This is a genomic window from Sulfitobacter sp. G5_S2_6_S6 (assembly GCF_054968505.1).
In genome coordinates, this window is the sequence record NZ_JBQKUI010000005.1 from 198,118 (window position 1) to 224,900 (window position 26,783).

The 26,783-nt window shown below is 61.5% G+C and carries 25 protein-coding genes; 10 read left to right on the forward strand and 15 right to left on the reverse strand.

From position 1 onward, the window contains the following. Positions 1–88: 88 nt before the first annotated feature. Positions 89–1,087 (reverse strand): porphobilinogen synthase, encoded by a 999-nt coding sequence (hemB, locus tag ACTRWK_RS10905; protein ID WP_132996611.1) that lies wholly within the window; start codon positions 1,085–1,087, stop codon positions 89–91. A 153-nt stretch (positions 1,088–1,240) separates the two neighbouring features. Between hemB and ACTRWK_RS10910 the strand changes: the two genes are divergently transcribed. After that, positions 1,241–1,768, forward strand: coding sequence for a hypothetical protein (locus ACTRWK_RS10910; protein ID WP_005853514.1), 528 nt, complete (start codon positions 1,241–1,243; stop codon positions 1,766–1,768). A 31-nt stretch (positions 1,769–1,799) separates the two neighbouring features. Beyond that, complete coding sequence (mfd, locus tag ACTRWK_RS10915; protein ID WP_462843924.1) at positions 1,800–5,288, forward strand: transcription-repair coupling factor; 3,489 nt, start codon at positions 1,800–1,802, stop codon at positions 5,286–5,288. 51 nt (positions 5,289–5,339) lie between these two features. Here the strand turns inward: mfd and ACTRWK_RS10920 are convergent, their stop codons facing one another. From ACTRWK_RS10920 to mazG, 5 genes are all read right to left on the reverse strand, one after another. Then, on the reverse strand, positions 5,340–6,161 hold the full coding sequence (locus ACTRWK_RS10920) for a DUF533 domain-containing protein (RefSeq protein ID WP_386167512.1): 822 nt from the start codon (positions 6,159–6,161) through the stop codon (positions 5,340–5,342). Between the two features lie 141 nt (positions 6,162–6,302). Then, positions 6,303–7,715: a protein adenylyltransferase SelO gene (locus ACTRWK_RS10925; protein ID WP_462843925.1), complete on the reverse strand. Its 1,413-nt coding sequence runs from the start codon at positions 7,713–7,715 to the stop codon at positions 6,303–6,305. Between the two features lie 42 nt (positions 7,716–7,757). Further along, positions 7,758–8,207 carry a GNAT family N-acetyltransferase gene (locus ACTRWK_RS10930; protein ID WP_005853523.1) on the reverse strand — a complete coding sequence of 150 codons (450 nt, stop codon included), beginning with the start codon at positions 8,205–8,207 and terminating at the stop codon, positions 7,758–7,760. After that, positions 8,204–9,145: a nucleoside hydrolase gene (locus ACTRWK_RS10935; protein ID WP_009824603.1), complete on the reverse strand. Its 942-nt coding sequence runs from the start codon at positions 9,143–9,145 to the stop codon at positions 8,204–8,206. Before ACTRWK_RS10935 ends, ACTRWK_RS10930 begins: the two co-directional genes overlap by 4 nt. A gap of 72 nt (positions 9,146–9,217) precedes the next feature. After that, a complete protein-coding gene (gene mazG / locus ACTRWK_RS10940) occupies positions 9,218–10,042 on the reverse strand; it encodes a nucleoside triphosphate pyrophosphohydrolase (RefSeq protein ID WP_289081108.1) in 825 nt (274 codons plus the stop codon). A 62-nt stretch (positions 10,043–10,104) separates the two neighbouring features. Here mazG and ACTRWK_RS10945 point away from each other — a divergent pair, with 62 nt between their 5' ends. The 3 genes from ACTRWK_RS10945 to ACTRWK_RS10955 all read left to right on the forward strand — a co-directional run bounded on the left by ACTRWK_RS10945 (position 10,105) and on the right by ACTRWK_RS10955 (position 12,757). Beyond that, positions 10,105–11,274: a M20 aminoacylase family protein gene (locus tag ACTRWK_RS10945; protein ID WP_289081107.1), complete on the forward strand. Its 1,170-nt coding sequence runs from the start codon at positions 10,105–10,107 to the stop codon at positions 11,272–11,274. A 1-nt stretch (position 11,275) separates the two neighbouring features. After that, positions 11,276–12,253, forward strand: a complete 978-nt coding sequence (gene speB / locus ACTRWK_RS10950; RefSeq protein ID WP_037944271.1) for an agmatinase — start codon at positions 11,276–11,278, stop codon at positions 12,251–12,253. A 72-nt stretch (positions 12,254–12,325) separates the two neighbouring features. Then, positions 12,326–12,757 carry a DUF1499 domain-containing protein gene (locus tag ACTRWK_RS10955; protein WP_289081106.1) on the forward strand — a complete coding sequence of 144 codons (432 nt, stop codon included), beginning with the start codon at positions 12,326–12,328 and terminating at the stop codon, positions 12,755–12,757. Here the strand turns inward: ACTRWK_RS10955 and ACTRWK_RS10960 are convergent. Further along, a complete protein-coding gene (locus ACTRWK_RS10960) occupies positions 12,698–13,003 on the reverse strand; it encodes a hypothetical protein (RefSeq protein ID WP_037966313.1) in 306 nt (101 codons plus the stop codon). The two genes, ACTRWK_RS10955 and ACTRWK_RS10960, sit on opposite strands and share 60 nt — an antisense overlap. A 62-nt stretch (positions 13,004–13,065) precedes the next feature. Here ACTRWK_RS10960 and prfA point away from each other — a divergent pair, with 62 nt between their 5' ends. From prfA to ACTRWK_RS10975, 3 genes are all read left to right on the forward strand, one after another. Beyond that, positions 13,066–14,121, forward strand: coding sequence for a peptide chain release factor 1 (gene prfA / locus ACTRWK_RS10965; protein WP_180829335.1), 1,056 nt, complete (start codon positions 13,066–13,068; stop codon positions 14,119–14,121). Beyond that, positions 14,118–14,960, forward strand: a complete 843-nt coding sequence (gene prmC, locus ACTRWK_RS10970; RefSeq protein WP_074634919.1) for a peptide chain release factor N(5)-glutamine methyltransferase — start codon at positions 14,118–14,120, stop codon at positions 14,958–14,960. Before prfA ends, prmC begins: the two co-directional genes overlap by 4 nt. 216 nt (positions 14,961–15,176) lie before the next feature. Beyond that, positions 15,177–15,860 (forward strand): DUF4167 domain-containing protein, encoded by a 684-nt coding sequence (locus ACTRWK_RS10975; protein ID WP_289081105.1) that lies wholly within the window; start codon positions 15,177–15,179, stop codon positions 15,858–15,860. A gap of 84 nt (positions 15,861–15,944) precedes the next feature. Here ACTRWK_RS10975 and rsmA read toward each other — a convergent pair whose 3' ends face one another. Genes rsmA through lptF form a run of 6 tightly spaced genes read right to left on the reverse strand, consistent with a single transcriptional unit; the run spans position 15,945 to position 23,374 of the window. Further along, the gene (gene rsmA / locus ACTRWK_RS10980; protein ID WP_009824612.1) at positions 15,945–16,787 is read right to left on the reverse strand and encodes a 16S rRNA (adenine(1518)-N(6)/adenine(1519)-N(6))-dimethyltransferase RsmA; all 843 of its coding nucleotides are present in this window, start codon (positions 16,785–16,787) and stop codon (positions 15,945–15,947) included. Positions 16,788–16,827: 40 nt separating this feature from the next. Continuing rightward, positions 16,828–17,814, reverse strand: coding sequence for a 4-hydroxythreonine-4-phosphate dehydrogenase PdxA (gene pdxA / locus ACTRWK_RS10985; RefSeq protein WP_289081104.1), 987 nt, complete (start codon positions 17,812–17,814; stop codon positions 16,828–16,830). Further along, on the reverse strand, positions 17,811–19,028 hold the full coding sequence (locus ACTRWK_RS10990; RefSeq protein WP_037944277.1) for a peptidylprolyl isomerase: 1,218 nt from the start codon (positions 19,026–19,028) through the stop codon (positions 17,811–17,813). Before ACTRWK_RS10990 ends, pdxA begins: the two co-directional genes overlap by 4 nt. A 5-nt stretch (positions 19,029–19,033) precedes the next feature. Beyond that, positions 19,034–21,148 (reverse strand): LPS-assembly protein LptD, encoded by a 2,115-nt coding sequence (locus ACTRWK_RS10995; RefSeq protein ID WP_289081103.1) that lies wholly within the window; start codon positions 21,146–21,148, stop codon positions 19,034–19,036. A 1-nt stretch (position 21,149) separates the two neighbouring features. Then, the gene (gene lptG / locus ACTRWK_RS11000; protein WP_005853542.1) at positions 21,150–22,247 is read right to left on the reverse strand and encodes an LPS export ABC transporter permease LptG; all 1,098 of its coding nucleotides are present in this window, start codon (positions 22,245–22,247) and stop codon (positions 21,150–21,152) included. Beyond that, on the reverse strand, positions 22,244–23,374 hold the full coding sequence (gene lptF / locus ACTRWK_RS11005; protein WP_180827703.1) for an LPS export ABC transporter permease LptF: 1,131 nt from the start codon (positions 23,372–23,374) through the stop codon (positions 22,244–22,246). The genes lptG and lptF overlap by 4 nt, the downstream gene beginning before the upstream one ends. A gap of 139 nt (positions 23,375–23,513) precedes the next feature. Between lptF and ACTRWK_RS11010 the strand changes: the two genes are divergently transcribed. Both ACTRWK_RS11010 and ACTRWK_RS11015 read left to right on the forward strand, forming a co-directional pair. Beyond that, positions 23,514–24,986, forward strand: coding sequence for a leucyl aminopeptidase (locus ACTRWK_RS11010; protein ID WP_037966295.1), 1,473 nt, complete (start codon positions 23,514–23,516; stop codon positions 24,984–24,986). Between the two features lie 5 nt (positions 24,987–24,991). Further along, positions 24,992–25,450, forward strand: a complete 459-nt coding sequence (locus ACTRWK_RS11015; RefSeq protein ID WP_009824619.1) for a DNA polymerase III subunit chi — start codon at positions 24,992–24,994, stop codon at positions 25,448–25,450. 17 nt (positions 25,451–25,467) lie between these two features. Here ACTRWK_RS11015 and ACTRWK_RS11020 read toward each other — a convergent pair whose 3' ends face one another. Both ACTRWK_RS11020 and ACTRWK_RS11025 read right to left on the reverse strand, forming a co-directional pair. After that, complete coding sequence (locus ACTRWK_RS11020; RefSeq protein WP_037944283.1) at positions 25,468–26,052, reverse strand: retropepsin-like aspartic protease family protein; 585 nt, start codon at positions 26,050–26,052, stop codon at positions 25,468–25,470. 51 nt (positions 26,053–26,103) lie between these two features. Further along, positions 26,104–26,739: a MarC family protein gene (locus ACTRWK_RS11025; protein ID WP_009824621.1), complete on the reverse strand. Its 636-nt coding sequence runs from the start codon at positions 26,737–26,739 to the stop codon at positions 26,104–26,106. Between the last annotated feature and the right edge of the window lie 44 nt (positions 26,740–26,783).

The following is a 26,783-nucleotide window of genomic DNA, read 5'->3' on the forward strand; positions in this document are numbered from 1 at the left end:
GCTCAAAACCCGCGGGTGTCACGAATTTAGGGCTTGAATCGGCGGTGATCTGCCACAATTGGCGTGTTAATTGCGCATCGAAGCCGCGTTATCCGTTCATCAACCGCGCCACGGCGGGGGCAAAATAGGTCAAGACGCCGTCACAGCCCGCACGTTTGAACCCCATCAGGCTTTCCATCATCACGCGGTCTTCGTCGATCCAGCCATTCTGGGCGGCGGCTTTCACCATGCTGTATTCACCCGACACCTGATAGGCAAAGGTCGGCGCCCCGAAGCTGGATTTCACGCGGTGGCAGATATCAAGATACGGCATGCCGGGTTTGACCATGACCATATCGGCCCCTTCGCGCAGATCACGCTCGATCAGGCGGATCGCCTCGTTGCTGTTGGCGTAATCCATCTGATAGGTCTTCTTGTCGCCGGTCAGCGCCCCCGATGCCCCCACAGCATCGCGGAACGGACCATAGAAGGCCGAGGCGTATTTCGCCGCGTAGCTCATGATCATCACATCCGAATGGCGCGCCCCTTCAAGGCCCGCGCGGATCGCGGCGATGCGCCCGTCCATCATATCGGACGGCCCGATGATATCGGCCCCCGCGTCGGCCTGCGCCAGCGCCATCTTGACCAATGCCTCGACCGTGCGGTCGTTGACGATGATCCCGTCTTCGACAAAGCCGTCATGGCCGTTGATATTATAGGTGTCCAGCGCGACATCGGTCATGAGGACCATATCGGGCACCGCCTCGCGGATCGCGCGAAGGGCGCGGTTGGCGTTGTTTTCAGGATCCCAGGCGCCGGCGCAATCCTCTGTCCGGTCCTCGATACCGGTATAGGGGAAGATACACATCGCCCCGATCCCCAGATCAGAAGCCTCGCGCGCGGCATCGACCAGCTTGTCAACGCTGCGCCGATAGACGCCGGGCATGGAGGGGACGGGCTCTTCCACGCCCTCACCGCTGCGCACGAATACCGGCCAGATCAGATCCCCCAAGGACAGCGCATTTTCACGGACCAATGCGCGGACGCCCTCGGATTGACGGGTGCGGCGCAGGCGGGTGGCGGGAAAGGGGGCTTGTTGGGGTCTCATGCAAAAATACCTCAGATGCTATCGGGCAAGGCTTGCCACGTATTTTTGCACGGCTCAAGGCTAGGAATTTCGCGAACGCGCCGCTATGACAGGCAGACGATTGTAGGGCAGCACGTCTGAACACAATGATTTCACTTCAAAGATGAGCGCACCTTGACCCTCTATCAGACAATTTTCGAAGTCATCGACATGCGGTCGTTTTCCAACCTGTGGTACTGGATCGCCGTTGCTGTGATCTGGTCTTCTGCCAGCCATTGGGTCTTGGGCGTGCCCTTTGATATGGTGCTGCGCGCGCGGCGCAACGGTGAACAGGCGCTGGTCGACCTGGAGGATATGGCACGCATCAACGTGAACCGTATTCTATATATCACCCAAGTGTCCGGCATCTGGATTTTGGGGTTCACCTGCTTTTTCATGACGATGCTCTTTACGCTGGCGGTTTTCTACCGGTTCGAATTCGCCCAGGCCGTACTGTTGCTGGCCTTTCCGCTGTGTCTGGTAGGGGTGCTGAGCGTGTCGACCGCGCAGCAGATCCGCGAGGATTCCGGCACCGGCGACCGCCTGATCAAACGGCTGAACCGTCACCGTCTTTATACCCAGATCATCGGGATGATTTCGATTTTCATCACATCGATGTGGGGCATGTACCAAAACCTTTATACAGGTCCGTTTGGCGGTTGAAAAAACCGCGATCGGATACAGGTAGCTGCTGATGTCAGAGAAATCCCAAATCACGCTGTCCGGCGTTCCCGAAGGTTTTGACGCACAGGCGGTGCTGAAAGAACTGGGCAAAAGTGGCACACCGGTGTTGCATATTGCCCGCGATGACAAACGCATGGCGGCAATGCAGGCGGCGCTGCGCTTTTTCGCGCCGGATGTGCCTGTTATTGTCTTCCCCGGATGGGATTGCCTGCCCTATGACCGCGTGTCGCCCAATGCCGATATCTCGGCGCAGCGGATGGCGACGCTGGCGGGACTGGTGCATGGAATGCCGGACCGTTTTATCCTGCTCACCACGCTGAACGCCGCGACCCAGCGGGTGCCTGCGCGCGATGTGCTGCGCGATGCCGCGTTTTCGGCCCGTGTGGGCGACCGAATAGACGAGGCGGCCTTGCGCGGATTCCTTGTCCGCATGGGCTTTGTCCAGAGCCCGACAGTGACCGAGCCGGGCGACTATGCGATCCGCGGCGGCATCATCGACATTTTCCCACCCGGTGATCTTGGCCCTGTGCGGCTGGACCTCTTTGGCGATACGCTGGACGGGGCGCGCCGCTTTGATCCGGTGACGCAGCGCACCACAGAAAAGCTGGAGCTCGTGGAGCTTGCCCCCGTCAGCGAAGTCATCCTTGACGAAAGTGCTATCACCCGTTTCCGCCAGAACTACCGGATCGAATTCGGGGCCGCTGGCACCGATGATCCGCTGTATGAAGCGATCAGCGCAGGGCGCAAGCATCAGGGCGCAGAACACTGGATGTCGTTCTTTCACGAGACGCTCGAGACCTTGTTCGACTATGTGCCGCGGGCGACGATCACGCTGGACGACCAACTGACCGCGCAACGTCTGTCGCGGTGGGAGAGTATCGCAGATCAATACGAAACCCGCAGGCTGGCGATGGCGAACCGGTCGAAAATGGACAGCGTCTATAAGCCCGCACCGCCCGAAGGGCTGTACCTGACCGACACCGCGTGGGAAACCGCGCTGATCGGCAAACGCGTGATCAGTTTCAAGCCGCTCCCACAGCCAACGGGTCCGAATGTGCTGGATGCGGGTGGACGCTTGGGGCGTAACTTCGCCCCCGAGCGGCAACAGGAAACCGTCAGCCTTTTCGGTGCTTTGGCCGCACATATTAAAGCAAAACTTCAAGAAGGGCCGGTGGTCATCGCCAGCTATTCCGATGGCGCGCGGGAACGGCTGACTGGACTGATCGAAGACGAAGGCATGGGCGAGACCATCGCCATCAAGAACGGCACCCGCATCGGCAAACGCGGTCTGCATCTGGCGGTTTGGGCGTTGGAACACGGGTTCGAAGCCCCGTGGGAAAGCGGCAGCAGCGCGTCGAAACTGACTGTCATCTCTGAACAAGACATCCTTGGCGACCGCTTGATCCGCGCGCCGAAACGTAAACGGCGGGCCGAGAACTTCCTGACCGAGACACAATCGCTGAGCCCCGGCGATCTGGTCGTGCATGTGGATCACGGTGTCGGCCGCTATCTGGGGATGGAGGTGGTGACCGCCGCCGGTGCCGCCCATGAATGTCTGCTGCTGGAATACGCCGAAAGCTCGAAGCTCTATCTGCCGGTCGAGAATATCGAACTGCTGTCGCGCTATGGTCATGACGAGGGGCTGCTTGACAAGCTGGGCGGTGGCGCGTGGCAGTCCAAGAAAGCCAAGCTCAAGGAACGCATCCGCGAGATGGCGGACAAGCTGATCCGCATCGCCGCCGAACGTGCGCTGCGCAAAGCGCCTGTCATGGATCCGCCCCCCGGCATGTGGGACGCGTTTTCCGCGCGCTTCCCCTATACCGAGACCGACGACCAGTTGAATGCCATCTCGGATGTGCTGGATGATCTGACCAGCGGCAACCCGATGGACCGGCTGATCTGCGGCGACGTAGGCTTTGGCAAGACAGAGGTCGCCATGCGCGCCGCCTTTGTCGCGGCGATGTCAGGGCTGCAAGTGGCGATTGTCGCGCCGACGACCCTGCTGGCACGTCAACACTATAAATCCTTCGCCGAACGCTTCCGTGGCTTCCCGCTTGAAGTGCGTCAGCTGTCGCGTTTTGTCACCGCGAAAGAGGCCACAGCCACCCGCGACGGCATCAATCGCGGCACCGTCGATGTGGTGGTCGGCACCCACGCGCTGCTGGCAAAGACGGTCAAGTTCAAGAACCTCGGCCTGCTGATTATTGATGAAGAACAACACTTTGGCGTGGGTCACAAAGAACGTCTGAAGGCGATGCGCACGGATATTCACGTGCTGACCCTGACCGCCACGCCGATCCCGCGTACCCTGCAGCTTAGCCTGACCGGCGTGCGCGACCTGTCGATCATCGGCACGCCCCCTGTCGACCGTCTGGCGATCCGCACCTATGTCAGCGAATTCGATGCCGTCACCCTGCGCGAGGCGCTGTTGCGCGAACATTATCGCGGCGGGCAGTCCTTCTATGTTGTGCCCCGCATCACCGATCTGCCCGAAATCGAAGCGTTCCTGAAAGAGCAACTGCCCGAGCTGACGTATCTTGTTGCCCATGGGCAGATGGCCGCCGGAGAGCTCGACGACCGGATGAACGCCTTTTACGACGGGAAGTATGACATCCTGCTGGCCACGACGATTGTGGAATCCGGTCTGGATATCCCGACCGCCAACACGATGATCGTGCACCGTGCCGATATGTTTGGTCTGGCGCAACTGTACCAGATCAGGGGCAGGGTGGGCCGATCAAAAACCCGCGCCTATGCCTATCTGACAACCAAACCCCGTGCCAAGCTGACTGCTACCGCAGAGAAACGCTTGCGGGTGTTGGGCAGCCTCGACACGCTTGGGGCAGGCTTTACGCTGGCGTCGCAGGATCTTGATATCCGGGGTGCGGGCAACCTGCTGGGCGAGGAACAATCCGGCCAGATGCGCGACGTGGGGTTCGAGCTTTATCAATCCATGCTGGAAGACGCGATTGCCAAGATCAAATCGGGCGAGCTGGAAGGCGTGATCGACGACGATGGGCAGTGGGCACCGCAGATCAATCTGGGCGTACCGGTGCTGATCCCCGAGGATTACGTGCCTGATCTGGATGTGCGGCTCGGGCTTTACCGTCGCCTGTCCGAACTGACCACCAAGGTCGAGCTGGAAGGCTTTGCCGCCGAGCTGATCGACCGTTTCGGCAAGCTGCCGAAAGAGGTGAACACACTGATGCTGGTCGTGCGGATCAAGGCGATGTGCAAACGCGCCGGTATTGCCAAGCTGGATGGCGGGCCCAAGGGCGTCACGATCCAGTTCCACAACGACAAATTCGCCTCGCCCGAGGGGTTGGTCACCTTCATTCAGGACCAACGCGGGCTGGCAAAGGTCAAAGAGAACAAGATCGTCGTCAAGCGCGACTGGAAAACCGATGCCGACAAGATCAAAGGGGCCTTTGCCATCGCCCGTGATCTGGCAGAGCATGTGATCGCCAAGGAAAAGAAGGCCAAGAAAGCAAAAGCCTGACCCGTTGCCGGATCAGGCTTTCACAACCGTCTGTCGTCAGGCCGCGCCGTTTTAGGTGTAAAGCGACGGCACCCCCATCTGCGCGTGGATCTCGTTCACCGCGGCGGGCTGCATCCCATAGGCGCTGGCCAGCTTGTGCAGATATTGCGCCTCTTCCTGCGTATCCAGATCGATCGCCAGCAGCGACATTGCGTAGATTTGCGGGCCCATGCCTTCGGGTGTCTGGGCGACCAGCGCGTCGACATCCACAGGGGCTTCCATCTGGCCTTGCACGAATGCGGCCTCGTCGGCGTCAACGTCGCCCAGATGGTTCAGCAGCTTTTCACGCTCGGACTCATCAAAAGTACCGTCGGATTTCGCGGCCTGGATCATCGCGGCGATCATCAGCGCGGCGGTGGCCTCCTGATCGCGCGAGGGGGTGATTTCGGGGGCAGGGTTGCTATCGAATTGCGAGTTCAGCACCGCGCCAAAGTCCGCCTCTGGTCGTTCGGGGGCTTTTTGGCTGGCACCCCCCAGGCTGGACAGCAGACCACCCGCACCTGCGGCACCGGCAAGCCCACCCAGCAGCCCGCCAAGGCCGCCCGAGCTGCCAGACGTGCTGGTGCCTGTGCCGCCGCCAAGCTGGTTCAGCAAACCGCCCAAGCCGCCGCTGCTGGCACCGGAGGATCCGCCCATCAAACCACCCAGCATATCCTGCAGGTTACCGCCCGAGCCGCCCGTGCTGCCGCCGGTCAGACCTCCCAACAATCCACCCAGTCCGCCGCCGCTGCTGGCGCTGCCGGTTGTGGATTTATTCTTGTTCATCATGGCGCTGGCCCCTTTGGCCACAGCCACGCCGATCGCCACTTTGGCCAATGTTTTCATCAAGCTCATTATCGATAATCCTTTTGGGTCAAATCGCCTGCAAGTCTGTTGCAGTTTACTGTGCAAAACAACCAAAAGATCACGGGGGTTCCCGCTTGTCGACGTGCTTGACGGTGGGACAACGGGTGGCACCTGCCACCCGCTGGCCGTTCAGGTGCCGCAGAAAGTGGCCGGCACGATCTCCTGCGTCGTCGGCGCGCGGTGCAGATCGGCGTCGGTTTCGCGGTACGGGTGGGCAAGCGCTGTCATCAGCCGGTGGAACGGGTCCATATCACCGGCAACGGCGGCGTTGATCATCGCCTCTATCCGGTGGTTGCGCGGGATCACGGCGGGGTTGGCGGCATCCATGACCGATTTAGGGTCAGGCTCAGCCGCGATGCGCTGCTGCCACGCGTCGTGCCAGTTGGCAAAGGCCGCGCGGTCGGTGAATTGGCCGGCGGCGTCATCGCCTGACAGCGCGCGGAAAGCATTGGTAAAATCCGCGCCATCCGTTTGCATCAGCGACAACAGGGCGTCGATCAGTGCAGTATCTTCAGCCTTGGGCGTCGTGATCCCGATCTTGGCAGCAAAGCGTCTCAGCCAGGCTTGCTCGATCAACGCGGGCATGGCGTGCACGATCTCTGTCGCCTCGGCCACGCCGCTTTCGGGATCATCAAGCTGCTGCAACAACGAGGTTGCAAGCTGCGCCATATTCCACACGACGATCTGCGGCTGATTGGCATAGGCATAGCGCCCCTGACGGTCGATGGAGCTGAACACACGGTTGGGGTGAAACGCATCCATGAAGGCGCAGGGGCCGTAATCAATCGTCTCGCCCGAGATGGCGCAGTTATCGGTGTTCATCACCCCGTGAATAAAGCCCACAGACATCCACGCCGCGACCAGATCCGCCTGTGCTGCGCAGACCGCGCGCAGCAGGCCCAAGGGCCCGTCCGCCTGCGGGTAGTGCCGCTGGATCGCATAGTCGGTGAGGCGGCGCAGGTTTTCGACCTCGCCCCGATGGGCAAAGACCTGAAACGTCCCCACACGCAGATGGCTTGCGGCGACACGGGTCAGCACGGCACCGGGCAGGGCGGTTTCGCGAAAGACATCCTCGCCACTTTGCACAGCCGCTAAGGCGCGGGTGGTGGGGATGCCAAGGGCGTGCATCGCCTCGGACACCACATATTCGCGCAAGACCGGCCCAAGCCAGGCGCGCCCGTCGCCACCACGGGAATAGGGCGTGCGCCCCGATCCTTTCAACTGGATATCGCGGCGCTGGCCCTTTGCATCCAGCACCTCGCCCAAGAGGATCGCGCGGCCATCGCCAAGCTGCGGGTTGTAATTGCCGAACTGATGCCCCGCATAAAGCTGCGCCAGCGGATCGGCACCGGCGGGCAGTTCGTTGCCGCTGAAGATAAAGGCCAGATCCTCGGTCGATCCGTGGGTGATCCCCAGCGTCTTGGCCAGCGGCGCGTTGAAAGCCAGCAGTTTGGGGTCGGCCACCGGCGTCGGCGTGGTGCGGGTGAAAAAGCCATCGGGCAAGGCCGCGTAGCTGTTATCGAAGGGGGCTGATAATGTCATAGGGCAGATATAGGGGCTGCGGCCCCAGCTTGCCAGTCCGCGTCAGAATTTGCGCGACATGAACATATAGTTTTCGCGGGGGCGAAAGCCTGCACGGTGGTAAAGCTTCTGCGCGATCTCGTTGCTACGCTCTACCTCAAGATGGATCGCGCGCAGACCGCCGCCCGCCAGCGCATTCGGGACGGCCAGCAATGCCTCTGTCGCGATGCCACGGCCACGCACGCCGGGGCGCACGTAGATTTCATCGATAATCGCGTCCAGACCGCCGAATTCAACCGACCAGCCGAAGGTGATGATGATATAGCCGATGGGCGCACGGGCAGGGCCGATCAGATAGGCCACCCCATAGGGCGTGCCTTCGAGCAGAGGTGCCAGCCCGTTGCGGCGGTCGTCATCGGTCTGCTCGATCCCCGTCTCGGCGTGAAAGCTGCCCACGAGGGCAACGAGACGGTCCAGATGCTCTGGCTTGGCAAGGGTGAAGGCCGCGCTCATAGACGGGCCAGCCGTTCGGTCAGCAGGGCAAAGAAGCCATCAGAATCCAGATCGCCCATAAAGGTCGCATTGGGGGCGCGGTCGGTCACGCCCCACCAATCGGCGACGGTCATGCCCATGGTAAGCTCTGACTCTGTCTCGATCTCGACGTTGATGTGGCGGCCTTTGAACAGATCGGGGTTGATCAGATAGGCGGTAACGCAAGGGTCATGCAGCGGCGCGCCGTCAGAGCCGTATTTCTCTTTGTCGAACCGTTCGAAGAAATCGGTCATTTCCGCCACGGCGATGCCCACGGGCGTGCCAAGGGCGCGGAAAGCGTCGTTGCGCGCTTTGGTCACCAGCGCCTTATGGGTAACGTCCAGCGGCATGACAACGATAGGAGCGCCGGATTTAAACACAATATCAGCCGCTTGCGGGTCGACGTAGATGTTGAACTCTGCCGTTGGGGTGATGTTACCCCCTTCGAAATAGCCACCGCCCATCAGCACGATCTTGGCGATGCGATCGGCGATATCGGGTGCTTTTTGCAACGCGGTGGCGATATTGGTCAGCGGTCCCAGCGGGCATAGCGTGACGGTTCCCGGAGCGTTATCGCGCAGCGTGTCGATGATGAAATCCACCGCATGGCCTTCGGCCATCGGCATGGTAGGTTCGGGCAAATCGGGGCCGTCCAGCCCGGTCTTGCCGTGCACATGCTCTGCCGTGACCAGCGCCCGGCCCAAGGGGCGGTCGCATCCGGCAAAGACTTTGACATCCCGTTTGCCTGCCAATTCGCACACGATCCGCGCGTTGCGCGAGGTGAGGTCCAACGGCACATTGCCCGCGACGCAGGTGATCCCCAGAACATCAAGCTCTTCGGGGCTGGCCAAAGCGACAAGGATCGCTACGGCGTCATCCTGACCGGGGTCCGTGTCGATAATGATCTTGCGCGGTGTCATGGGCTCTCCTGTCTTGGCTGTGCCAGAGCCTTGCCGCAAGTGCCGCGACTTGTCCAGCAGGCACGGGCGGTCCTAGCTGCGTTCCGCCCGTTTTACATCCTCCCACAAGGCATCCATCTCGGCGAGATCACTGTCCGAGGGGGATTTACCTTGTGCGGCCAACCGCGCCTCTACCCCGTTGAAGCGGCGTATGAATTTGGCGTTGGCGGCGCGCAGGGCGGCTTCGGGTTCGACACCAAGATGCCGACCCAGATTGGCCATGACGAACATCAGGTCCCCGTATTCCTCGGTTACCTCGACCTGGGTCAGGGTATCACGCGCCTCGACCAGTTCGGTCGCTTCCTCGGTGATCTTGGCGATCACATCATCGACCTGCGGCCAGTCAAACCCGACACGGGCCGCGCGTTTTTGCAGCTTGTAGGCGCGCAGCAGCGCGGGCAGGCCAACGGCCACGCCGTCAAGCGTTCCCCCCTGGGCCTTGCCCGCGCGTTCTGCCGCCTTGATCTTTTCCCAATCCGCGGTCTGCTGTTCGGCCGATTTATCGCGGCTTTCATCGCCGAAAACATGCGGGTGCCGCGCGACCATCTTGTCCGAGATATTGCGCACCACCGTCTGAAAGCTGAACCGCCCGTCCTCTTCGCCCATGGCCGTGTGATACACGGTCTGGAGCAGCAGATCGCCCAACTCTCCCTCAAGCTCGGGCCAGTCGCGACGCTCGATCGCATCGGCGACTTCATACGCTTCTTCAATGGTATAGGGGGCAATGCTGTCGAAATCCTGTTCGATATCCCAAGGGCATCCGGTTTGCGGGTCACGCAGGCGGCGCATGATTTCCAGCAAGCGTTCGATCCCGGCGTCGCGATCGTGAATCAACGCATCATTTCTTGTCTCGGCCATTGCAGCCCCCATGTGTCTGATGTCAGATGCAACCTGACCAACATCCCCACAGGAGTCCAGTAATGCCCGTCGTGAACCGTATCGCGGATTATGCCCCCCAGATGACCGAATGGCGCAGATATCTGCACACGATCCCGGAACTGGGGAACGACTGCTTCAAGACCGCGGCTTTCGTGGCGGAACGCCTGCGGGACTTCGGCGTGGATGAGCTGCACGAAGGCTTTGCCACCACGGGTATCGTCGCCATTATCAACGGTCAGGCCGAGGGGCCGACCATCGGGCTGCGCGCCGATATGGATGCGCTGCCGATCCCCGAGGAAACCGGGCTGGACTATGCCAGCACCCACGCAGGCAAGATGCACGCCTGCGGGCACGACGGGCATACAACGATGCTGCTGGGGGCGGCGAAATATCTGGCGGAGACGCGCAATTTCGCGGGCCGCGTGGCGCTGATCTTCCAACCTGCTGAAGAAACCGGCGGCGGGGCCGAGGTGATGGTCGAGGAAGGGATCCTTGATCGCTTCGACATCGGCAAGGTCTATGCGCTGCACAATGCGCCCGGCTTCGAGAAAGGGGGCTTTTACACATCCCCCGGCGCGATGATGGCGGCGGTCGATGAGTTTCACATCCACATCAAGGGCTTGGGTGGTCATGGTGCCACACCGCATCTGACCCGCGATCCGGTCGTTGCCGCCTGTGGTATTGCGACGGCATTGCAGACCATCGTCAGCCGCAACCACTATGCGCAGGATGATCTTGTCGTTTCGGTCACGCAGATCCACACGGGCACCACCGACAACGTGATCCCCGAAACGGCCTATATCAACGGCACGGTACGCAGCTTTGACAAAGAGGTGCAGGCCATGGTGATCCGCCGGATGGAGCAGATCGTCGCCGGGCAGGCCGCCAGCTATGATGTCAGCGCGACACTGGAATATGAAAAGGGCTATCCCGCCACGGTGAACACCCCAAAAGAGGCCGGATTTGCCGCCGCCGTTGCCACCGAGATTGCGGGCGAGGACCGCGTTATTGCCGATAATGGCCGCGAGATGGGGGCGGAGGATTTCAGTTATATGCTGGAAAAACGCCCCGGTGCCTATTTGTTCATCGGACAGGGTGATACCGCAGGGCTGCACCACGCCGCCTATAACTTCGACGATGAGATCGCGCCCGTGGGTGCATCCTTTTTTGCCCGCATCGTCGAGCGGGCCCAACCATTAGGAGCCAAGTAACATGGGTTTGGAAGACGCGAAAAATCAGGTTGATCAAGCCTTTACCCGCGATGATCTAAAAGGGCCGAGCTTCGAGAACGCCTTTGGCGGGGCCACGTCCTTTCTGCGCCGGCGCTATACCAAAGACCTGCGCGGCGTGGACATCGCCGTGACCGGCGTGCCCTTTGATCAGGCCGTGACCAACCGTACCGGCACCCGTCTGGGCCCGCGTGCGATCCGCGAGGCGTCTTCCTTGCAGCCCTACGACCCGCCCTATGGCTGGGATTTCGACGTGCTCAGCGAGTTCGCCATCGCCGACTATGGCGATCTGGCGTTCGACTATGGTCACACAAGCCAGTTTCCCGCCGCTTTAACAAGCCATATCAAAGGGATACTGGACGCAGGTGCAGCAAGCGTGACCCTGGGCGGAGATCACTACATCAGTTTCCCGATCCTCAAGGCCTATGCCGAAAAATACGGCCCTATCAGTCTGTTACAGTTCGATGCGCATTCGGATACATGGCCTGACGATGATATGGACCGGATCGACCACGGCACCATGTTCTACAAGGCGGTGAAATCGGGCATCGTTGATCCGAAAACCTCGGTTCAGGTGGGCATCCGCACGACCAACCCGGATACGCTTGGCGTGACAACCATCGACGCGCGCGAGGTCCACGAGAAGGGGCCGCAGGCAGCCGTTGCCAAAATAAAACAGGTACTTGGCGACCGTCCTTGCTATCTTACATTCGATATCGATGCGCTTGATCCGGCCTTTGCGCCGGGCACAGGCACGCCGGTATGGGGCGGGCTCACGTCAGCGCAGGCGGCGATCATGATGCGGGATCTGGCGGGGATCAACATCGTGGGCGGCGACATCGTTGAAGTCTCTCCGCCTTTTGACACGACAGGTGCGACAGCGATCGCTGGGGCCCATGTGGCGACCGAGATCTTGTGCTTGCTGGGGTGGAACATGCGGCAGACCAAAGCCCGCGCATAACCACTGGCGGCGCAGTTTGCGACGGCAGGACGCTCCGCGGGGAGTTTATTTGGCAAAATGAAGGTAAAGATAATGATGGCATTTTTCTGGATCGCACTGGCGATTTTCGTCGCCTTGCAGGCGTACATCCGCCTTGCACCCGCCCCCGCGGCCCGCTGGGAATTGGGCGCGGTCGACAAGGCCCCCGGTGATTACCCCTCGGAGGGGGGCCTTATGGCCGTGCGCGAGGTTGAAGGCGACGGTACGGCGTTCTTGAACCGGTTTGACGACGCGATGTTGTCGTTGCCCCGAACCCGGCGGATCGAAAGCACCGCAGGTCAGGCGCTTTATGTCACACGCTCGGGCTTCTGGGGCTTTCCCGATTACACCAGCGTCGCGGTCACCCCTGTTGACGGGGCGGATCAGAGCCGCGCGGTGGTCTATGGGCGGCTGCGCTTTGGCCGGTCAGATATGGGTGTGAACGCCAAGCGTTTGAAGCGGGTTCTGGCCCAAGCCGGGGTCTAGGCGCTGTGCGAGGCCGGGGCAGGCCTCGCCGATATCGCGCCACATGGGCACGTTCAGCGACATCTGGCATTGCGCGGCAAAGCGGCGACCGTTGACGTCGAGGCAGATCGTTTGCCCCAGCTCGACCCGCTGGCCGTTGCGGTCGGTGCAATAGCACTCCACCGTTTTGCGCCCCGAGGGCGCAGGGTCCGCCGCAAGCGACGGGGCAAGGCAGATCAGACTGAAAACCAGCGAAATGCGTTTCATAGGGGCATCATAGCACAGGCTGGGTCTTGACCATAGCCGCTTCATCAGCGACATCCAGCGGTATGATCCCCATGGACCGCCTTGCCCAAATCACCCAACGTTTCCAGTTTCTGGAGGCGTCGATGTCTGCTGGCTCTGACGGGGCGGATTTTGCCAAGCTGGCCAAGGAATACGCAGATCTGCGCCCCGTGGTCGAACAGATCGACGCTTATCGCCAGTTGCTGCAAGACATGGACGAGGCCCGCGCCATGCTGAAAGACCCCGAGATGGCGGAACTGGCCGAGGAAGAGCTGCCGCGCCTGAAGGCCGCCTTGCCACAAGCGGAGGCTGATTTGCAGTTGGCGCTGCTGCCACGGGACGAGGCCGATAAGAAACCTGCAATGCTGGAGATCCGCCCCGGCACCGGCGGGGATGAGGCAGCACTTTTCGCCGCCGATCTGCTGCGCATGTATCAACGCTATGCCGAGGCGCGGGGCTGGAAGGTCGAGCTGATCGAACAACAGTTCACCGAGCTTGGCGGCGTCAAAGAGGTCGTGGCCCATATCAAGGGCGAGAATGTCTTTGCCCGTCTGAAATACGAATCCGGTGTGCACCGCGTGCAGCGTGTGCCCTCTACCGAAAGCGGCGGGCGTATCCATACTTCTGCCGCGACTGTCGCGGTTCTGCCGGAGGCAGAGGATGTGGATATTCACATCGACGCCAATGATCTGCGGATCGATACGATGCGCAGTTCAGGGGCGGGCGGGCAACACGTGAACACCACCGATTCTGCCGTGCGCATCACCCACCTGCCGACGGGGCTGGTGGTGACGTCTTCCGAGAAATCGCAGCACCGCAACCGCGAGATTGCGATGCAGGTGCTGAAAGCACGGCTTTATGATATGGAGCGTCAGCGGGTGGACAGTGAACGATCGGCCAGCCGTGCGGCGCAGGTGGGGTCTGGGGACCGGTCTGAACGGATCCGGACCTATAACTTCCCGCAAGGGCGCCTGACCGACCACCGGATCAACCTCACGCTCTACCGGCTTGAAGCCGTGATGCAGGGCGATCTGGACGAGATTGTCGATGCGTTGACCGCGGATGCGCAGGCGCAGCTGCTGGCCGAGATGGGGCAGTGAGCGCGCCAACCGCCGCGCAAGCCATGGTCGCCGCCACAGCGCGATTGCGCGCGGCGGGCGTGCCTGACCCCGCACGGGATGCGCGGATCTTGCTGGCGCATGCGGCCTCGGTTGATGCGGCGCGGGTGACGTTGATCGCGCCCGAGGAAATTGCGCCGGATATTGCCGAACGGTATGAAAAGCTGATCGCCTTGCGGGCCGTGCGCGTGCCGGTCTCGCATCTGGTAGGGCAGCGGGCGTTCTACGGGCGCGATTTCAAGGTCAGCCGCGATGTGCTCGACCCGCGGCCCGAGACCGAATCCCTTATTGAACTGGCGCTGTCCGAGCCCTTTGAACGGGTGCTTGATCTGGGCACCGGATCGGGCTGTATTCTGGTGACGCTTCTGGCCGAACAGCAAGACGCGCGCGGCGTGGGCCTTGATCTATCCGAAGCTGCCTGTCTGCAGGCCAGCGCCAATGCGGTGTTGCACGGGGTACAGGCACGCGCGGAGATCAAGCAATCGGATTGGTTCAGCGCGGCCGAGGGGCGGTTCGATCTGATCGTCTCCAACCCGCCATATCTGGCACAAAGCGAGATGGCGGATGTTTCGCCCGAACTGCGCTTGCATGAACCCGAGATGGCATTGACCGACGGGCAGGACGGGTTGAGTGTGTACCGTATCATCGCCGCGCAGGCACAGGGGTATCTGACGCCCACAGGTCGCGTTCTGGCAGAAATCGGCTGGCAACAGGGTGCCGATGTGAAAGCGATCTTTGAGGCAGCCGGTTGGGGCCGGGTGCGCATCTTGCCCGATCTGGGCGGGCGCGACCGTGTCCTTTGGGCCGATACGCCAGCATAAACACGCCAAAACTTGTCATTTCGGGGTGTTTTTCGCCAATTTCCACTTGCTCCAAATCATTTGCCGTGCTTATTCAAGGATGTTGCAGCGGTGGATGCCTTTTGGGCGGTCCCGCGCGGCGTTAAGCCCAACAGAGCGTAAAGCTAGCTTTTCAGGGACGCGACTGCGTCCGGCAGCTTATTCCGAAGCCCAGCATAACAAGGCTGAACTGATTACATGAAATCTTCCAGATCACGGTCCCGGTCCAAGAATAATCGCAACCGTCAGCCGCAAGGTGGCAACGTCGTTAACCGCGTTTTCGACAGTTCTGGCCCCGAAGGCAAGGTCCGCGGCACGCCGCAGCAGATTATCGAGAAATACAACCAGTTGGCGCGTGATGCCCAGCTGAGCAACGACCGCGTGGCGGCAGAGAACTTCCAGCAGCACGCCGAACATTACCTGCGGATGCTGTCCGAAGCACAACGCGAGATTGACCAGCGTCGCGATCAGCAAGAACGCGAGAACCGCGAACGTCAGGCAGAGCGGGACCGCGAGCGGGTAGAGCGTCAGGAGCGCGAAGCCGCTCAAGCCGGTCAGAACACTGCGGATCAACCAGCCACGGAAGCAGATACGGGCGACAAACCCGACGCACCCCAGCAGGACAACGCCAAGGGCGATGCCCCCAAGCGCCGCCGCAGCCGCAGCAACAACCAGAATGACAACGCCCCCAAGTCGGACAGCGCACCCAAGTCGGATGGCGATGACGCGCAAGATGGCAATGCGGCAGAGGACAATCTGGTCGACACGCCCGAGAACAAGCCCAAGCCCCGACGCGCGCCGCGCCGCAAACCTGCCCCCAAAGCAGAGACGAGCGAACCGGCCAAGGACAACAGTGGCGATCAGCCCGAAGCGGCTGAGTAAACGCTTTGACATCGTAACAAAGGCCCCGCGATTGCGGGGCCTTTTGCGTTTCGGACGGTGTGTGTGTTGTGGTGACCTTAGCCGTTAGCCCTTGGCAATTTCGCGGGCCAGCGCGCAGAAGCCTTCCAGCGGCACCTGTTCGGCGCGCTCTGTCGGTTTCAATCCGGCCGCACGCAAACGATCCTCGATATCCGGTGCGGTTCCTTTGAGGGCAGAACGCAGCATTTTGCGCCGCTGATTAAAGGCGGCCGCCACAACGCGGTTCAACACATCAGGATCCGCCGGAAAGCGGGGTTCGGGCAGGGCCGTCAGATGCACCACAGCGGAGGAGACTTTGGGCGGCGGGGTAAACGCCTCGGGTGGGAGGTTCAGCACGATACGCGCATCGGCCCGCCACTGTGCAAGCAGCGCCAGACGGCCATAGGCCTTGGAGCCGGGCTTGGCCACGATCCGCTCGGCCACCTCGCGCTGGAACATCAACGTCAGGCTTTGCCAGAACGGTGGCCATTCCTGCGGGGTCAGCCAACGCACCAACAGCTCTGTCCCGACGTTATAGGGCAGGTTCGCCGCGATACGGATCGGTGGGGTCAGATGGGCCAGCGGGTCGATTTCAAGGGCGTCGCCTTCGATCACCGTCAGACGGTCGGGATAGGCCTCGGCGATCTCGGCCAAAGCGGGCAGGCAGCGTTTGTCTTTCTCGATCGCCAGCACGCGGCGCGCGCCTTCGGACAGCAACCCGCGCGTCAACCCCCCGGGGCCCGGCCCGATTTCAAGCACATCACATTCGGTCATATCACCCGCTTGTCGCGCGATCTTGGCAGTGAGGTTCAGGTCGAGCAGAAAGTTCTGGCCCAGCGATTTGCGCGCCTTCAGGTCATGGGTGTTGATCACCTCGCGCAGGGGCGGCAGGTTGTCGATTGTGCTCATTCTTGGACCTGTGAAACAGAAGGGTTCTGGGGGCGCGGGGTCATGATTGCGCCATGCGATAGGCCATGCGCAGCGCCTCGACCATGCTGGTGGGGTTGGCGATGCCCTGACCCGCGATGTCAAAGGCGGTGCCGTGATCGGGCGAGGTGCGGATGAACGGCAGACCGAGGGTCACATTGACGCCGCGGTCGAAATCCAGCGTCTTGATCGGGATCAGCGCCTGATCATGATACATGGCAATCGCCGCGTCATAGCGCGCCCGTGCGGCGGCGTGGAACATCGTATCGGCAGGGTGCGGGCCGCTCAGGTCATAGCCTTCGTCCTGCATCCGGGTGACCAGCGCCGTCATCCAATCTGCTTCCTGACGGCCCATTGTCCCACCTTCGCCCGCATGGGGGTTCAGACCTGCGATGGCTATTCTAGGTACCTTGATCCCGAATTGAGAGCGAAGCCCCGCCGCCGTAATCTCTATCACGCGGCGCAGATGGGCGGGGGTCAGCACATTGGGGACCTGGTCCAGCGCGATATGGATTGTGGCCGGCACCACCCGCAGTTGGTCAGAGGCGAGCATCATCACCACATCGCTTCCCCCCGCCAGCGCGGCAAGGTACTCGGTGTGGCCCGGATAGGCGAAACCGGCCCCGTCTTTCAGCGCCTTTTTGTGAATGGGCGCGGTGGTCAGCGCAGATGCGGCCCCGCTGCGCACCAGGTCAACACCGCGCGCGATCACGTCGATTACCCCCTGCGCATTGGCGGGGTCCGGCTTGCCCGCGACCGCACCGGCGGCAAAGTCGTGGCGCAGCACGGGCAAAGCGTCATTGCCCGCGGCAAGCGCGTCCGACGGGCTGTCGATAATGCAATGGGGAATGTCTTGGGGCAGGTGGCGCGGATCACCGATCCAGGCGAGCGGCACTTCGCCTGCCAGCATCGCCCAGGCCCGTGCGGCGACCTCTGGCCCGATGCCAGAGGGTTCGCCGCAAGAGATCACAACCGGCTTGTCGGCCAAGCCCGTCTTGGCTTGGGTCATTTGCGAACGATGCGCGCGTCGGCCCGCAATTGCTCCAGCAGCTGTTCGGCATAGCCGGTCAGCCGTTCCTGACGCAGCGCATTGGTCACATCCTCGCGCGAGGCGGAGGCATTGGCGGCGGCGGTACGCCCACACATCATCAGCAGCATCAGCGTCTGACCATTGGCACGGGTCAGCGTGGTCGAAACCTCGCCCGTGTCGAGCTTGGACAGTTCAATCGCCACGTCCTGCGGGATGTCCGAAGGGGCTTTTTTCACACGCTCCAACACTTCGGCGGGCTGGCCTTTGGCGATGCCGTAAAGGTCATCGCAGGTATCGATGCGGCCACGGATCTGCGCCGCCTGAGCCAGCGCGGGTTCTGTGCGGCCACCGGGGATGTAATAGGCTGCGTATTCAATCTCGGCATAGGTCGGCGCGGCGACGCTGGTTTCCTCGATGTCGCGCAGTTGGAACAGCGCCACGGCGTTGGGGATCGGCAACGGGTCGGTAACTTCGCCCGGGGCGAGGTTCAGGATCAGTGGCTGCAGGCTTGGCGGCAGGTCCGTCAGGTTCTGCCACGGCAGCCGCCCGCCACGCCCGCGCGAGGCGGTCGCGGAATAGCGGCTGGCGTAGTTCGAAAACTCTGCCGTTGATTTGGATTGCGAGATTTGTTCGGCCAGCGCGTTCACCCGTGCGGCTTGCTGAGGCGGAGCGGGAATGATGATCTCGGACACGAGCACGCGCACACCGCTACCTTGTGTTTCGCCCAAAGCGCGGTTGATTTCAGCGTCGGTGATCTGCACGCGGCTGGCATAGCGGGCACGCACCAGTTCACGCCACCCGACCGAGTTTACGACAAAATCGCGAAACGTTTCGCGCGAGACGCCGGATTGACCAAGCGCCTGGGTAAATTCTTCGGTGCTCAGATCCGCGCGCGAGGCAAATTCGGCAAGGCTGTCTTCGATACCCTGCGGCGTCAGTTCGATGCCCGCTTCGGCCACGGCCTCGTTACGCAGGCGTTCGTCGATCAGCGAGGTCAGCGCCCCTTCGCGGGTCGCACCCGGTGCGTTCAACACTTCAAGAAAGCGCTGGCGCTGCTGGACTTCGAATTCGGTTACAACGGATTCATTCACCTTGGCGACGGGCGCAAAGAGGTTCTGCGCCGAAACGGGGGCGGCGGTCATCAGACCCAGCCCAAGGACGGCGATGCTTCGTGTCAGACGGTTCAGGTTCATCTTACTTATTTCCCACATGATCGCTCATATCTTTCTGTTCCGTTGGAGGCCGAGAAGCCTCGCAGGCCGATGTTAAACCCGATATCGGTAGAGGGCTCAACACTTGTTGAGGAGGTATAGCGGCGGCGCACCGAAAGGTCGACGCTCACACATTCATTATTGTAGGTCAGGCCAAGCCCCGCCGTCGCCGCTGTGCTGTTTTGGACGTCATAGCGCACGTCGGCGCTGGCGGACCATTGCTTGTTGATGTCGTAGCTGCCGTCAAGCGACACCTCGGAAATCGCTTCGGTTCGATCTTCGGCAGTATCCGCCTCGAGCCAGACATAGGTGCCTTCGACGGTGGTTTTACCAAAGCTCCACCCGCCGCGCAGTTCCGCCTTGGAGATGTCAAAATCGGAGTCGACCAAGGTCCGCGCCGTCAGCGAAAGACCGGCGTTATTCTTGATCTGCCCCGCCAGCAGCACGTCAGAGCGCACGCCCGACAGGCCGGACGTATCGGTAAAGGCAGGGTCGCTGATGCTGCGGAACACCTGACCGACCGCGACATAGGTGTCCCAGCCATTGGGGTCAAAGCGCGACCAGTTCACCGCCACCGCCGCGGTTGTGCCGCGTTCGCGCCGGTCGGGGCGCGGAAAGCGCGAGAGCGACAGGATGTTGCCCTGGTCGAATTCCACGCGGGTGCTTTCCTCGTTCGGAATGTCGAGCCGGCTGCCATCGGTCCACCCCAGTTGCACCACAGGCGTCAGCACCTGCGACGCACCACCAGCCTCGCGGCGTGCCAACGGGTAGCTTAGACCGACCGCTGCGAAAGGCGCGATGTCGCTGTGGTTCTGCGCAAAGGTATCGTCTTGGGTGATGTCAAAGAAATTGAACGTCGTGCCGACCTGCGCATCGGTGACCAAGCCGGAGCGATGGGTGAAGCGACGCAGATATTTAAGCGACCCGTTGATCCGCGATACATCGCGGCCAATCACATCCACATCAGAAGATCGCCAATGGCTATGCGCCTCCAGCCCGAACCGCAGTTCGCCCCCCCATGCTTTGGGGAAAAAGCGCCGTTCGAATTCGCCGTCGATCACGACTGTGGGCAGGGTGCTGTTCAACTCTCCGGGACGCAGGGTTTCAAAGTTGTAAAGGCTGGTACGCACAAAGCTGTCTCGCCGCGCGCGTGAAAGTGTGAGGTCACTACGCAAACGGTCTTCGTCCGAATAGCCGTATTCGGTAAAGTAAGAGCTGTCGCTGACGGCCTCGATCGTGAAGCTCAGCTTGTAGCCGCGCTCAAGCTCAAAGCTGCCTTCACCGAACAGATAGCCGCGGGTCTCATCTGGCAGCTGGTCATCGCGGGTATAGGCCCCGTCAAACTCGATATCACCGTTGGTAAACGCCTGCCGATAGCGGAATTCAAGCGTGCGGGTCGAGGACGACAGATAGGGCGTCAGGGTCAGGTCGCGGCTTTCGCCCAAGGTGATGAAATAAGGCAGCTTCAGCCCCGTGCCCAACAGCGACGTTGTGCGAATGGATGGGGCCAAAAACCCGTCCGCGCGGTCCAGCGTCGGGTCGGGCAGCCGCAAACGGGGCAGGTAAAACACCGGCACCGACCGGATGTGAAAAGTCGCATCATCGAAATACAGTTGCTGCGCCTCGGTATCATGCACCACGCGGCGCGCGCGGATCTGCCAGAGGGGCAGCTCGCCGTCATTGCAGGTTTTGCATGAGGTCACGGCGGTCTTGTACAGCTGGCTATAGCGCCCCTCGACACGGTCGATCTGGACGGCGGCCATCTGCACCTGCTGGTTCAGCACCATACGTGCGCCGCGCAGCAGACCGTTCTGCAACCCCTGGTCCAGCTCTGCCGCATCCGCGAGAATGACGGTGCCATCACCGTCGTTCAGCACAATCGGCCCTTCGATCACCAAGGCACCGGTTTCGTCATTATAGCGGATCGCAGAGGCACGGATGCGGGTCGTGCCTTGAAACGCCTCTACGTTACCTTGGGCGACCAGTTCCCGGTCACGGGTGATGAACAGGTCATCGGCCACCAGAACGGCAGGACGCTCGCTGTCTTGCGCGGCAGCGGGCAGACCAAGGGCGACAAGAAATGTCAGGAGCAAACGGCGCATGTCAGCCATCCTCTGAATGAAGTAGAAGACCAAGCGCCAGAAGAATGGACGCGACAGGCGGAGCCCAGGCCGCAAGAAGAACCGGAATCTGCCCGTTCTCCCCCAGAATTTGCGCAAAACTGCGAATAAAATACAAGCCGAACCCCATCAGAACAGAGGCCAGCACCGCGACGCCCGTGCCTCCGAACCTCGTATGGCGCATGGTAAACGCGCTCGCAACCAGAACCATCGCAACCAGAAAGAAGGGCCGCGCCAGTTCGGTCTGCAGCCAGACCTTGTGGCGACGCGGGCTGAAGCCTGCCAGTTCAAGCTGCTTGATGTAATCGGGCAGATCATAGATCGAGACGGCACCGGGATCGGTGATGCTGTCGCGGATACGGTCGAGCGTCAGGGTCGAAGGCAGGGTGAGCGTGTCAAATGTCTCGGCCGCGCCTTCGGCGTTCACGCCCACTTCAAGCGGCCATGACTTCGCATCGGTCAGCGTCCAGATGCCATTCTCCAGCGCGGCGCTGTCCGCTTCGATCCGCCGTGCGGGACCGCCCTCGGGCGCGTAGCTGAGGAATGTGACATCATAAAGCACCGAGGCGTCCTTGTTTGACCGCCATGCGCGGATCACGGTCTGCCCCTCGTCACTGCCTTGGCGCAGCCACAGCCCTTCGTCGCTGACCGACAGGACAGAGGTCCCGCCCGCGCGAATGCTATCGCTGAGTTGAATGTATCGTTTCGCGGTCGCCGCAACGATGGGGTTCAACATGCCCACAGCCATCACGCCAATGATGAACGCCACCCAGATCGGGGCCTGCAACGCGCTGAGCGCTGAGCGGCCGGCGGCACGGGTCACCACCAGTTCTGACGAGCGTGCCAGCGACAAAAACAACACCACGGTCGCAAGGATCATGATCAGCGGCAGGATCAGGTTCATGGTTTCAGGCGTGTTTAACAACGTCATCCCGAAGAGGCGCAGCCAGCCGATATCGTAGCTGCTGAACCGGCGCGCCTGATCGACCATATCCACCAACACGAGCAGAGAGAACAGCACAGCGGAAATGAGGATAAACCCCATAATAAAGCGGCGCGCGAAATAGAGATGCAGGATCATGCGACGCCCCTTTGCTTGCCCATCCGTTTGGTCCAGCCCGGATGGGCCGTTTGCCAGATCATCCCGATCACAATCACAGCGCCAATCAGGCTGGGCAGGAACAACAGCGGCCAGCGGCTGGCGTCGTCGCGCACCGTTTCGACCAAAGTGCCGCGCAGCCCGTCAATCGCGATGAGCAGACCAAAGGCGATCACGATCTCGCGCCAGACTCCGAAGCGCGAAAACCCTCCGAGCACCAGTGTCGCATAGCCGATCATCGCGGCGATCATACAAAAGGCTGCCGAGGCAAAGCGCGCCGTCAGCTCTTCTGCGATCTCGCCCGCGCTGGATTTGGTGATCGTCTCAAGCTGATCCCACTGGGAAAACATCTCGGCAGTGGTCATGGCGTCGATGGATTGGGTGCGGGGTTTGTCGCTGCTGACCAATGCCGAGATATCGAACGAGAAATCGCGGAACTTGGCGGTCGACAGGCGTTTGCCGGCCATCTCAAGCCGTTGCGCCATGCCATCGACCATGATCAGCGTCGTACCATCGCCATTGCGGATCAGATAGGCTTCGGACGCGGTATAGATCACGCCCTCGTCGGGGTTGCGCCGGTCCGACAGGAACACATCGCGCAACACCCCGTCGGCGTCGATCACGCGGGTATAGAACGTGACCTTAGAGGTCGGATGCAGGAATGTGCCTTCGGTCAGCAGCCGTGCGGTGACATTCTGCGAAATCTCGGCCTCGCGTTCAGACAGCTGTCCGTTGGACAGGGGCAACAGCAGATGGGTCAGCACCGACATCATGATCGCGACGCAAAGGCCATAGACGAACACGGGCCGCGCCAGACGCCAAGGGCTGGTGCCCGTCGCCTGCAGCACCGTCAGCTCGGATTCGCTGGTCATCCGGTTGATCACATAGACCGACCCCGCAAAGGTCGCGATCGGCAGCACGGTGGTGATCAGCTTGGGCAGCCCCAGCACGGTAAATTCAAGAAACACCAGCGCCGTCTGGCCGTCGCCAATCAGCCGGTCAAACAGCACCACGGCGCGGTTGATCCAGAAAATCGCCACCAGGATCAACGCAAAGAAACTGAACAAAATCAGGAACTGGGACAACATATAGCGGTCGAACTTGGCCAATCTGCATCCCTTGGGTATCAACACGGGTGAACTTTCGCCCGACGATAAAGTAAATTTCCGCCCACGAAAACTGCTATCTGGCCTTAACGGCGCACGCAGGATACGTCTAAGCGAAATTCAGACAAAAGGGGTTCACCTGATGACCGCATTGACGCCAATGACATTTACCGAAACCGATATTGACCAGATCGCGGGTCACACGGGCCGTGTGGCTGTGACTGTGGGCGCGGATGGCAAGCTCAACCCCTCCGCGCGGCGCATCAACAAGCTGACCAAGGGCGCGCTGGAACGTCTGGTGGCCAGCGACAGCTTCACGAAATTGTCAGCGGGCGATGCGGTCAGCCTCGGTTTTCCCACCGGCATGGCGGCCGAAGCCGTGGATGTGGTGCAATTGGCGAATAACGCCGATCAGGAAGCCCTGCGCGCAGCCGGTGCGGCGCTTGCGAAACGGCGCGGCGATGCGGATCTGCTGGTGTTGACGGGCGGTTTGCGCAAAGCGGCCGAGCTTTGTTTTGGACTGGCCATGCGCGACTACACGTTCGAGGATCGCAAAAGCAACGGCAAGCCACGCAAGGGGCAGGTCGTGATCATGAATTCCAAACCCGAAGAGGTCGAAGCCGCTGCCGCGCCCCTGCTGGCGATCGCCGACGGTGCCTTTATGACCCGCGACCTGACGAATGAGCCTGCGAATATCCTGACCACCACCGAATTCGCCGACCGTCTGGCCGAGATGGAGTCAATCGGCCTTGAGGTCGAAGTGCTGGACGAAGCCAAGCTGGAAGAACTGGGGATGCGCACCTTGCTCAGCGTCGGGCAGGGGTCGGCCAGCCCGTCCTACGTCGTGGTGATGAAATGGAACGGCGGCGAGAAAGACGCGGCCCCGCTGGCGTTGGTCGGCAAGGGCGTGGTGTTCGACACCGGCGGCATCAGCCTGAAACCGGGCGCGGGCATGGAAGACATGACAATGGACATGGGCGGCGCGGGCGTTGTCTCGGGCGTGATGCGCAGCCTTGCCCTGCGTAAGGCCAAGGCCAATGTCGTCGGGCTGGTCGGTATCGTAGAGAACATGCCATCCAGCACGGCAACCCGCCCCGGTGACGTGATCAAGACGATGAAGGGCGACACGGTCGAGGTGATCAATACCGACGCCGAAGGCCGTTTGGTGCTTTGTGATGTGCTTTGGTACGCGCAAGAACGGTTCAACCCCGCGGGCGTGATCGATTTGGCGACGCTGACCGGCGCGATTATCATCGGCCTGGGTCATGACAATGCGGGCGTTTTCTCGAACGACGATACGCTGTGCAACGCCTTCCTCAAGGCCGCGCAAACCGAGGGTGAAGGCGCGTGGCGGATGCCCCTGGGCGCGGGGTATGACAAGCTGCTGAAAAGCCGCATCGCCGACATGAAAAACATCGGTGGGCGGCCTGCCGGGTCGATCACGGCGGCGCAATTCCTGCAACGGTTCATCAAGGACGGCACGCCGTGGATTCACCTTGATATCGCCGGTGTGGCCTCCGTCAAATCCGAGACAGCGCTGGCGCCCGTCGGGGCCACGGGCTGGGGCGTTGCCGCGTTGAACCGATTGATTTCAAACCTCTACGAGACAGAGTAAACCTGATGGGTGCCGCGTATTTCTACCATCTGACCCAGCGACCGCTGGTCGAAACGCTGACCATGCTTTTGGGCAAGGCCCAAGGCGCGGGCTGGCGTGTGGCGGTACGCGGCACCGATCAATCCTTGCTGGAACAGCTTGACGTTGCCCTGTGGCGCGGGCCCGAGGATGGCTTTCTGCCTCATGGACTGGCCGGCGGGCCGCATGATGCCGAACAGCCGGTGTTGCTGACCACGGACACCCACGCGCCGAATAACGCAAGCTGCGTGTTCTCGATCCACGGTGCGGCTGTGTCGGCACAGGAAGTCGCAGCGCTGGATCGGGTGTGCATCCTGTTCGATGGGCTGGACGACCACGCCTTGAACGTCGCGCGGGACCAGTGGAAATCGCTGAAAGCCGCAGGAGCCTCTGCGCAATACTGGTCCGAGGAATCGGGCCGATGGGAGAAAAAGGCAGAAACCTGAAGGCGTTACGCCGTGTTTCAACGGGTGAGGATCAACTCTCCGTTGGTGATCTCGATCCGACCCCAGCGTTGTAGATAGCCCATCCCCAGCAAGGATTGCCGCATCTCGCCTTCGTTCACGACAGCGGGCACATCGGTATCGCGCACCCCGCCCAGTTCAACCTCGTCCAGCCGCACATAGGCGGTGCGCACTTCACCGTTGGCGGTGCTGGCACGGCCAAGATAGTTCAGGCTATCGGGCGAAAGCCCTGCGGCTTCGGCATCGGCGCGGGTCAGCACCATATCCGTCGCGCCGGTGTCCACCACAAAGCGGAGCGGCGTGCCGTTGATCGTCGCCGTCAGATAATAATGCCCGTCGCGGGCGCGCGGCAGGGTGACGCTGCCGGTGCTGGCCTCATAGGCTTGGCGCGGGATGTCGCCTTGCCGGTTGATATCCTCCCACAAGCCGTAGCCCGCGGCGACACCGGTAAAGATCATGGCCCAGACCGCGACCTGTTGCAGCGTCTTGTTCCAGCCCTGACGGCTTTGCATGAAGAACCAGCCCGCGACCATCGCCATGAGCACGATCAGATAGATCAAACGTCCTGTTTCAATGTCCGGCATCGTATATCCTTTGGCAATCTTCCAAAGATATGGGGGCAGGGTGCGGAAAAGTCAGCCCGGACCCGGCCCGAAACCAAAGGCGCTAAGCCCGTCGAGCACGAATTGCACCGACAGCGCGGCAAGCAGCATACCCAAAAGCCGCGTAATCACGTTGATCCCGACCTTTCCCAAAGCGTTTTCAAGGTAACCGCTGGCCTGCATCGTGATGCCCATGATGATCAGGACGGCGAAAGTGATCGCGACGACGGTCACCAGCCCTTCAAGGCCCGGTTTCTCGCCTGTCAGCAGGATCACCGACGCGATAGAGCCGGGGCCCGCGATCAAGGGAATGGCCAGCGGAAAAACCGATGGGTCGTCGTGATCGTCATCCGCCTCGGCATGGCCCTCGCGGCGTTTCGTGCGGCGGTCGAACAACATATCAAGCGCGGTCAGAAACAGCAGCACGCCCCCCGCGACACGGAAGGCGGGCATCGAGATACCGATAAAGCCAAGCACAGCCTCACCAAAGGCAGCAAAGACCAGCAGCAGCAGCCCCGCGATGACCACCGACCGCCACGCAATCAACCGGCGCTGGCGCGGAGTCATACCGGGGGTCAGGGCCAGAAACATCGGGCCAATCGCAAAGGGGTCAATGATCACGATCATCGTCGCGAACGCGGTGATCATGAATGCCAGATCAAGTGCCATCATAAACCGTCACCGGGGCCAGCCCCGTCCTTATCCCTTGCGCC

Excerpts from the sequence above, each read along its gene's own strand:
- hemB (WP_132996611.1), bottom strand. The coding sequence starts at position 1,087 with ATGAGACCCCAACAAGCCCCCTTTCCCGCCACCCGCCTGCGCCGCACC.
- mfd (WP_462843924.1), top strand. The coding sequence starts at position 1,800 with ATGTCAGAGAAATCCCAAATCACGCTGTCCGGCGTTCCCGAAGGTTTT.
- ACTRWK_RS10920 (WP_386167512.1), bottom strand. The coding sequence starts at position 6,161 with ATGAGCTTGATGAAAACATTGGCCAAAGTGGCGATCGGCGTGGCTGTG.
- ACTRWK_RS10925 (WP_462843925.1), bottom strand. The coding sequence starts at position 7,715 with ATGACATTATCAGCCCCCTTCGATAACAGCTACGCGGCCTTGCCCGAT.
- ACTRWK_RS10930 (WP_005853523.1), bottom strand. The coding sequence starts at position 8,207 with ATGAGCGCGGCCTTCACCCTTGCCAAGCCAGAGCATCTGGACCGTCTC.
- ACTRWK_RS10935 (WP_009824603.1), bottom strand. The coding sequence starts at position 9,145 with ATGACACCGCGCAAGATCATTATCGACACGGACCCCGGTCAGGATGAC.
- mazG (WP_289081108.1), bottom strand. The coding sequence starts at position 10,042 with ATGGCCGAGACAAGAAATGATGCGTTGATTCACGATCGCGACGCCGGG.
- ACTRWK_RS10945 (WP_289081107.1), top strand. The coding sequence starts at position 10,105 with ATGCCCGTCGTGAACCGTATCGCGGATTATGCCCCCCAGATGACCGAA.
- speB (WP_037944271.1), top strand. The coding sequence starts at position 11,276 with ATGGGTTTGGAAGACGCGAAAAATCAGGTTGATCAAGCCTTTACCCGC.
- ACTRWK_RS10955 (WP_289081106.1), top strand. The coding sequence starts at position 12,326 with ATGATGGCATTTTTCTGGATCGCACTGGCGATTTTCGTCGCCTTGCAG.
- ACTRWK_RS10960 (WP_037966313.1), bottom strand. The coding sequence starts at position 13,003 with ATGAAACGCATTTCGCTGGTTTTCAGTCTGATCTGCCTTGCCCCGTCG.
- prfA (WP_180829335.1), top strand. The coding sequence starts at position 13,066 with ATGATCCCCATGGACCGCCTTGCCCAAATCACCCAACGTTTCCAGTTT.
- ACTRWK_RS10975 (WP_289081105.1), top strand. The coding sequence starts at position 15,177 with ATGAAATCTTCCAGATCACGGTCCCGGTCCAAGAATAATCGCAACCGT.
- rsmA (WP_009824612.1), bottom strand. The coding sequence starts at position 16,787 with ATGAGCACAATCGACAACCTGCCGCCCCTGCGCGAGGTGATCAACACC.
- pdxA (WP_289081104.1), bottom strand. The coding sequence starts at position 17,814 with ATGACCCAAGCCAAGACGGGCTTGGCCGACAAGCCGGTTGTGATCTCT.
- ACTRWK_RS10990 (WP_037944277.1), bottom strand. The coding sequence starts at position 19,028 with ATGAACCTGAACCGTCTGACACGAAGCATCGCCGTCCTTGGGCTGGGT.
- ACTRWK_RS10995 (WP_289081103.1), bottom strand. The coding sequence starts at position 21,148 with ATGCGCCGTTTGCTCCTGACATTTCTTGTCGCCCTTGGTCTGCCCGCT.
- lptG (WP_005853542.1), bottom strand. The coding sequence starts at position 22,247 with ATGATCCTGCATCTCTATTTCGCGCGCCGCTTTATTATGGGGTTTATC.
- ACTRWK_RS11010 (WP_037966295.1), top strand. The coding sequence starts at position 23,514 with ATGACCGCATTGACGCCAATGACATTTACCGAAACCGATATTGACCAG.
- ACTRWK_RS11015 (WP_009824619.1), top strand. The coding sequence starts at position 24,992 with ATGGGTGCCGCGTATTTCTACCATCTGACCCAGCGACCGCTGGTCGAA.
- ACTRWK_RS11020 (WP_037944283.1), bottom strand. The coding sequence starts at position 26,052 with ATGCCGGACATTGAAACAGGACGTTTGATCTATCTGATCGTGCTCATG.
- ACTRWK_RS11025 (WP_009824621.1), bottom strand. The coding sequence starts at position 26,739 with ATGGCACTTGATCTGGCATTCATGATCACCGCGTTCGCGACGATGATC.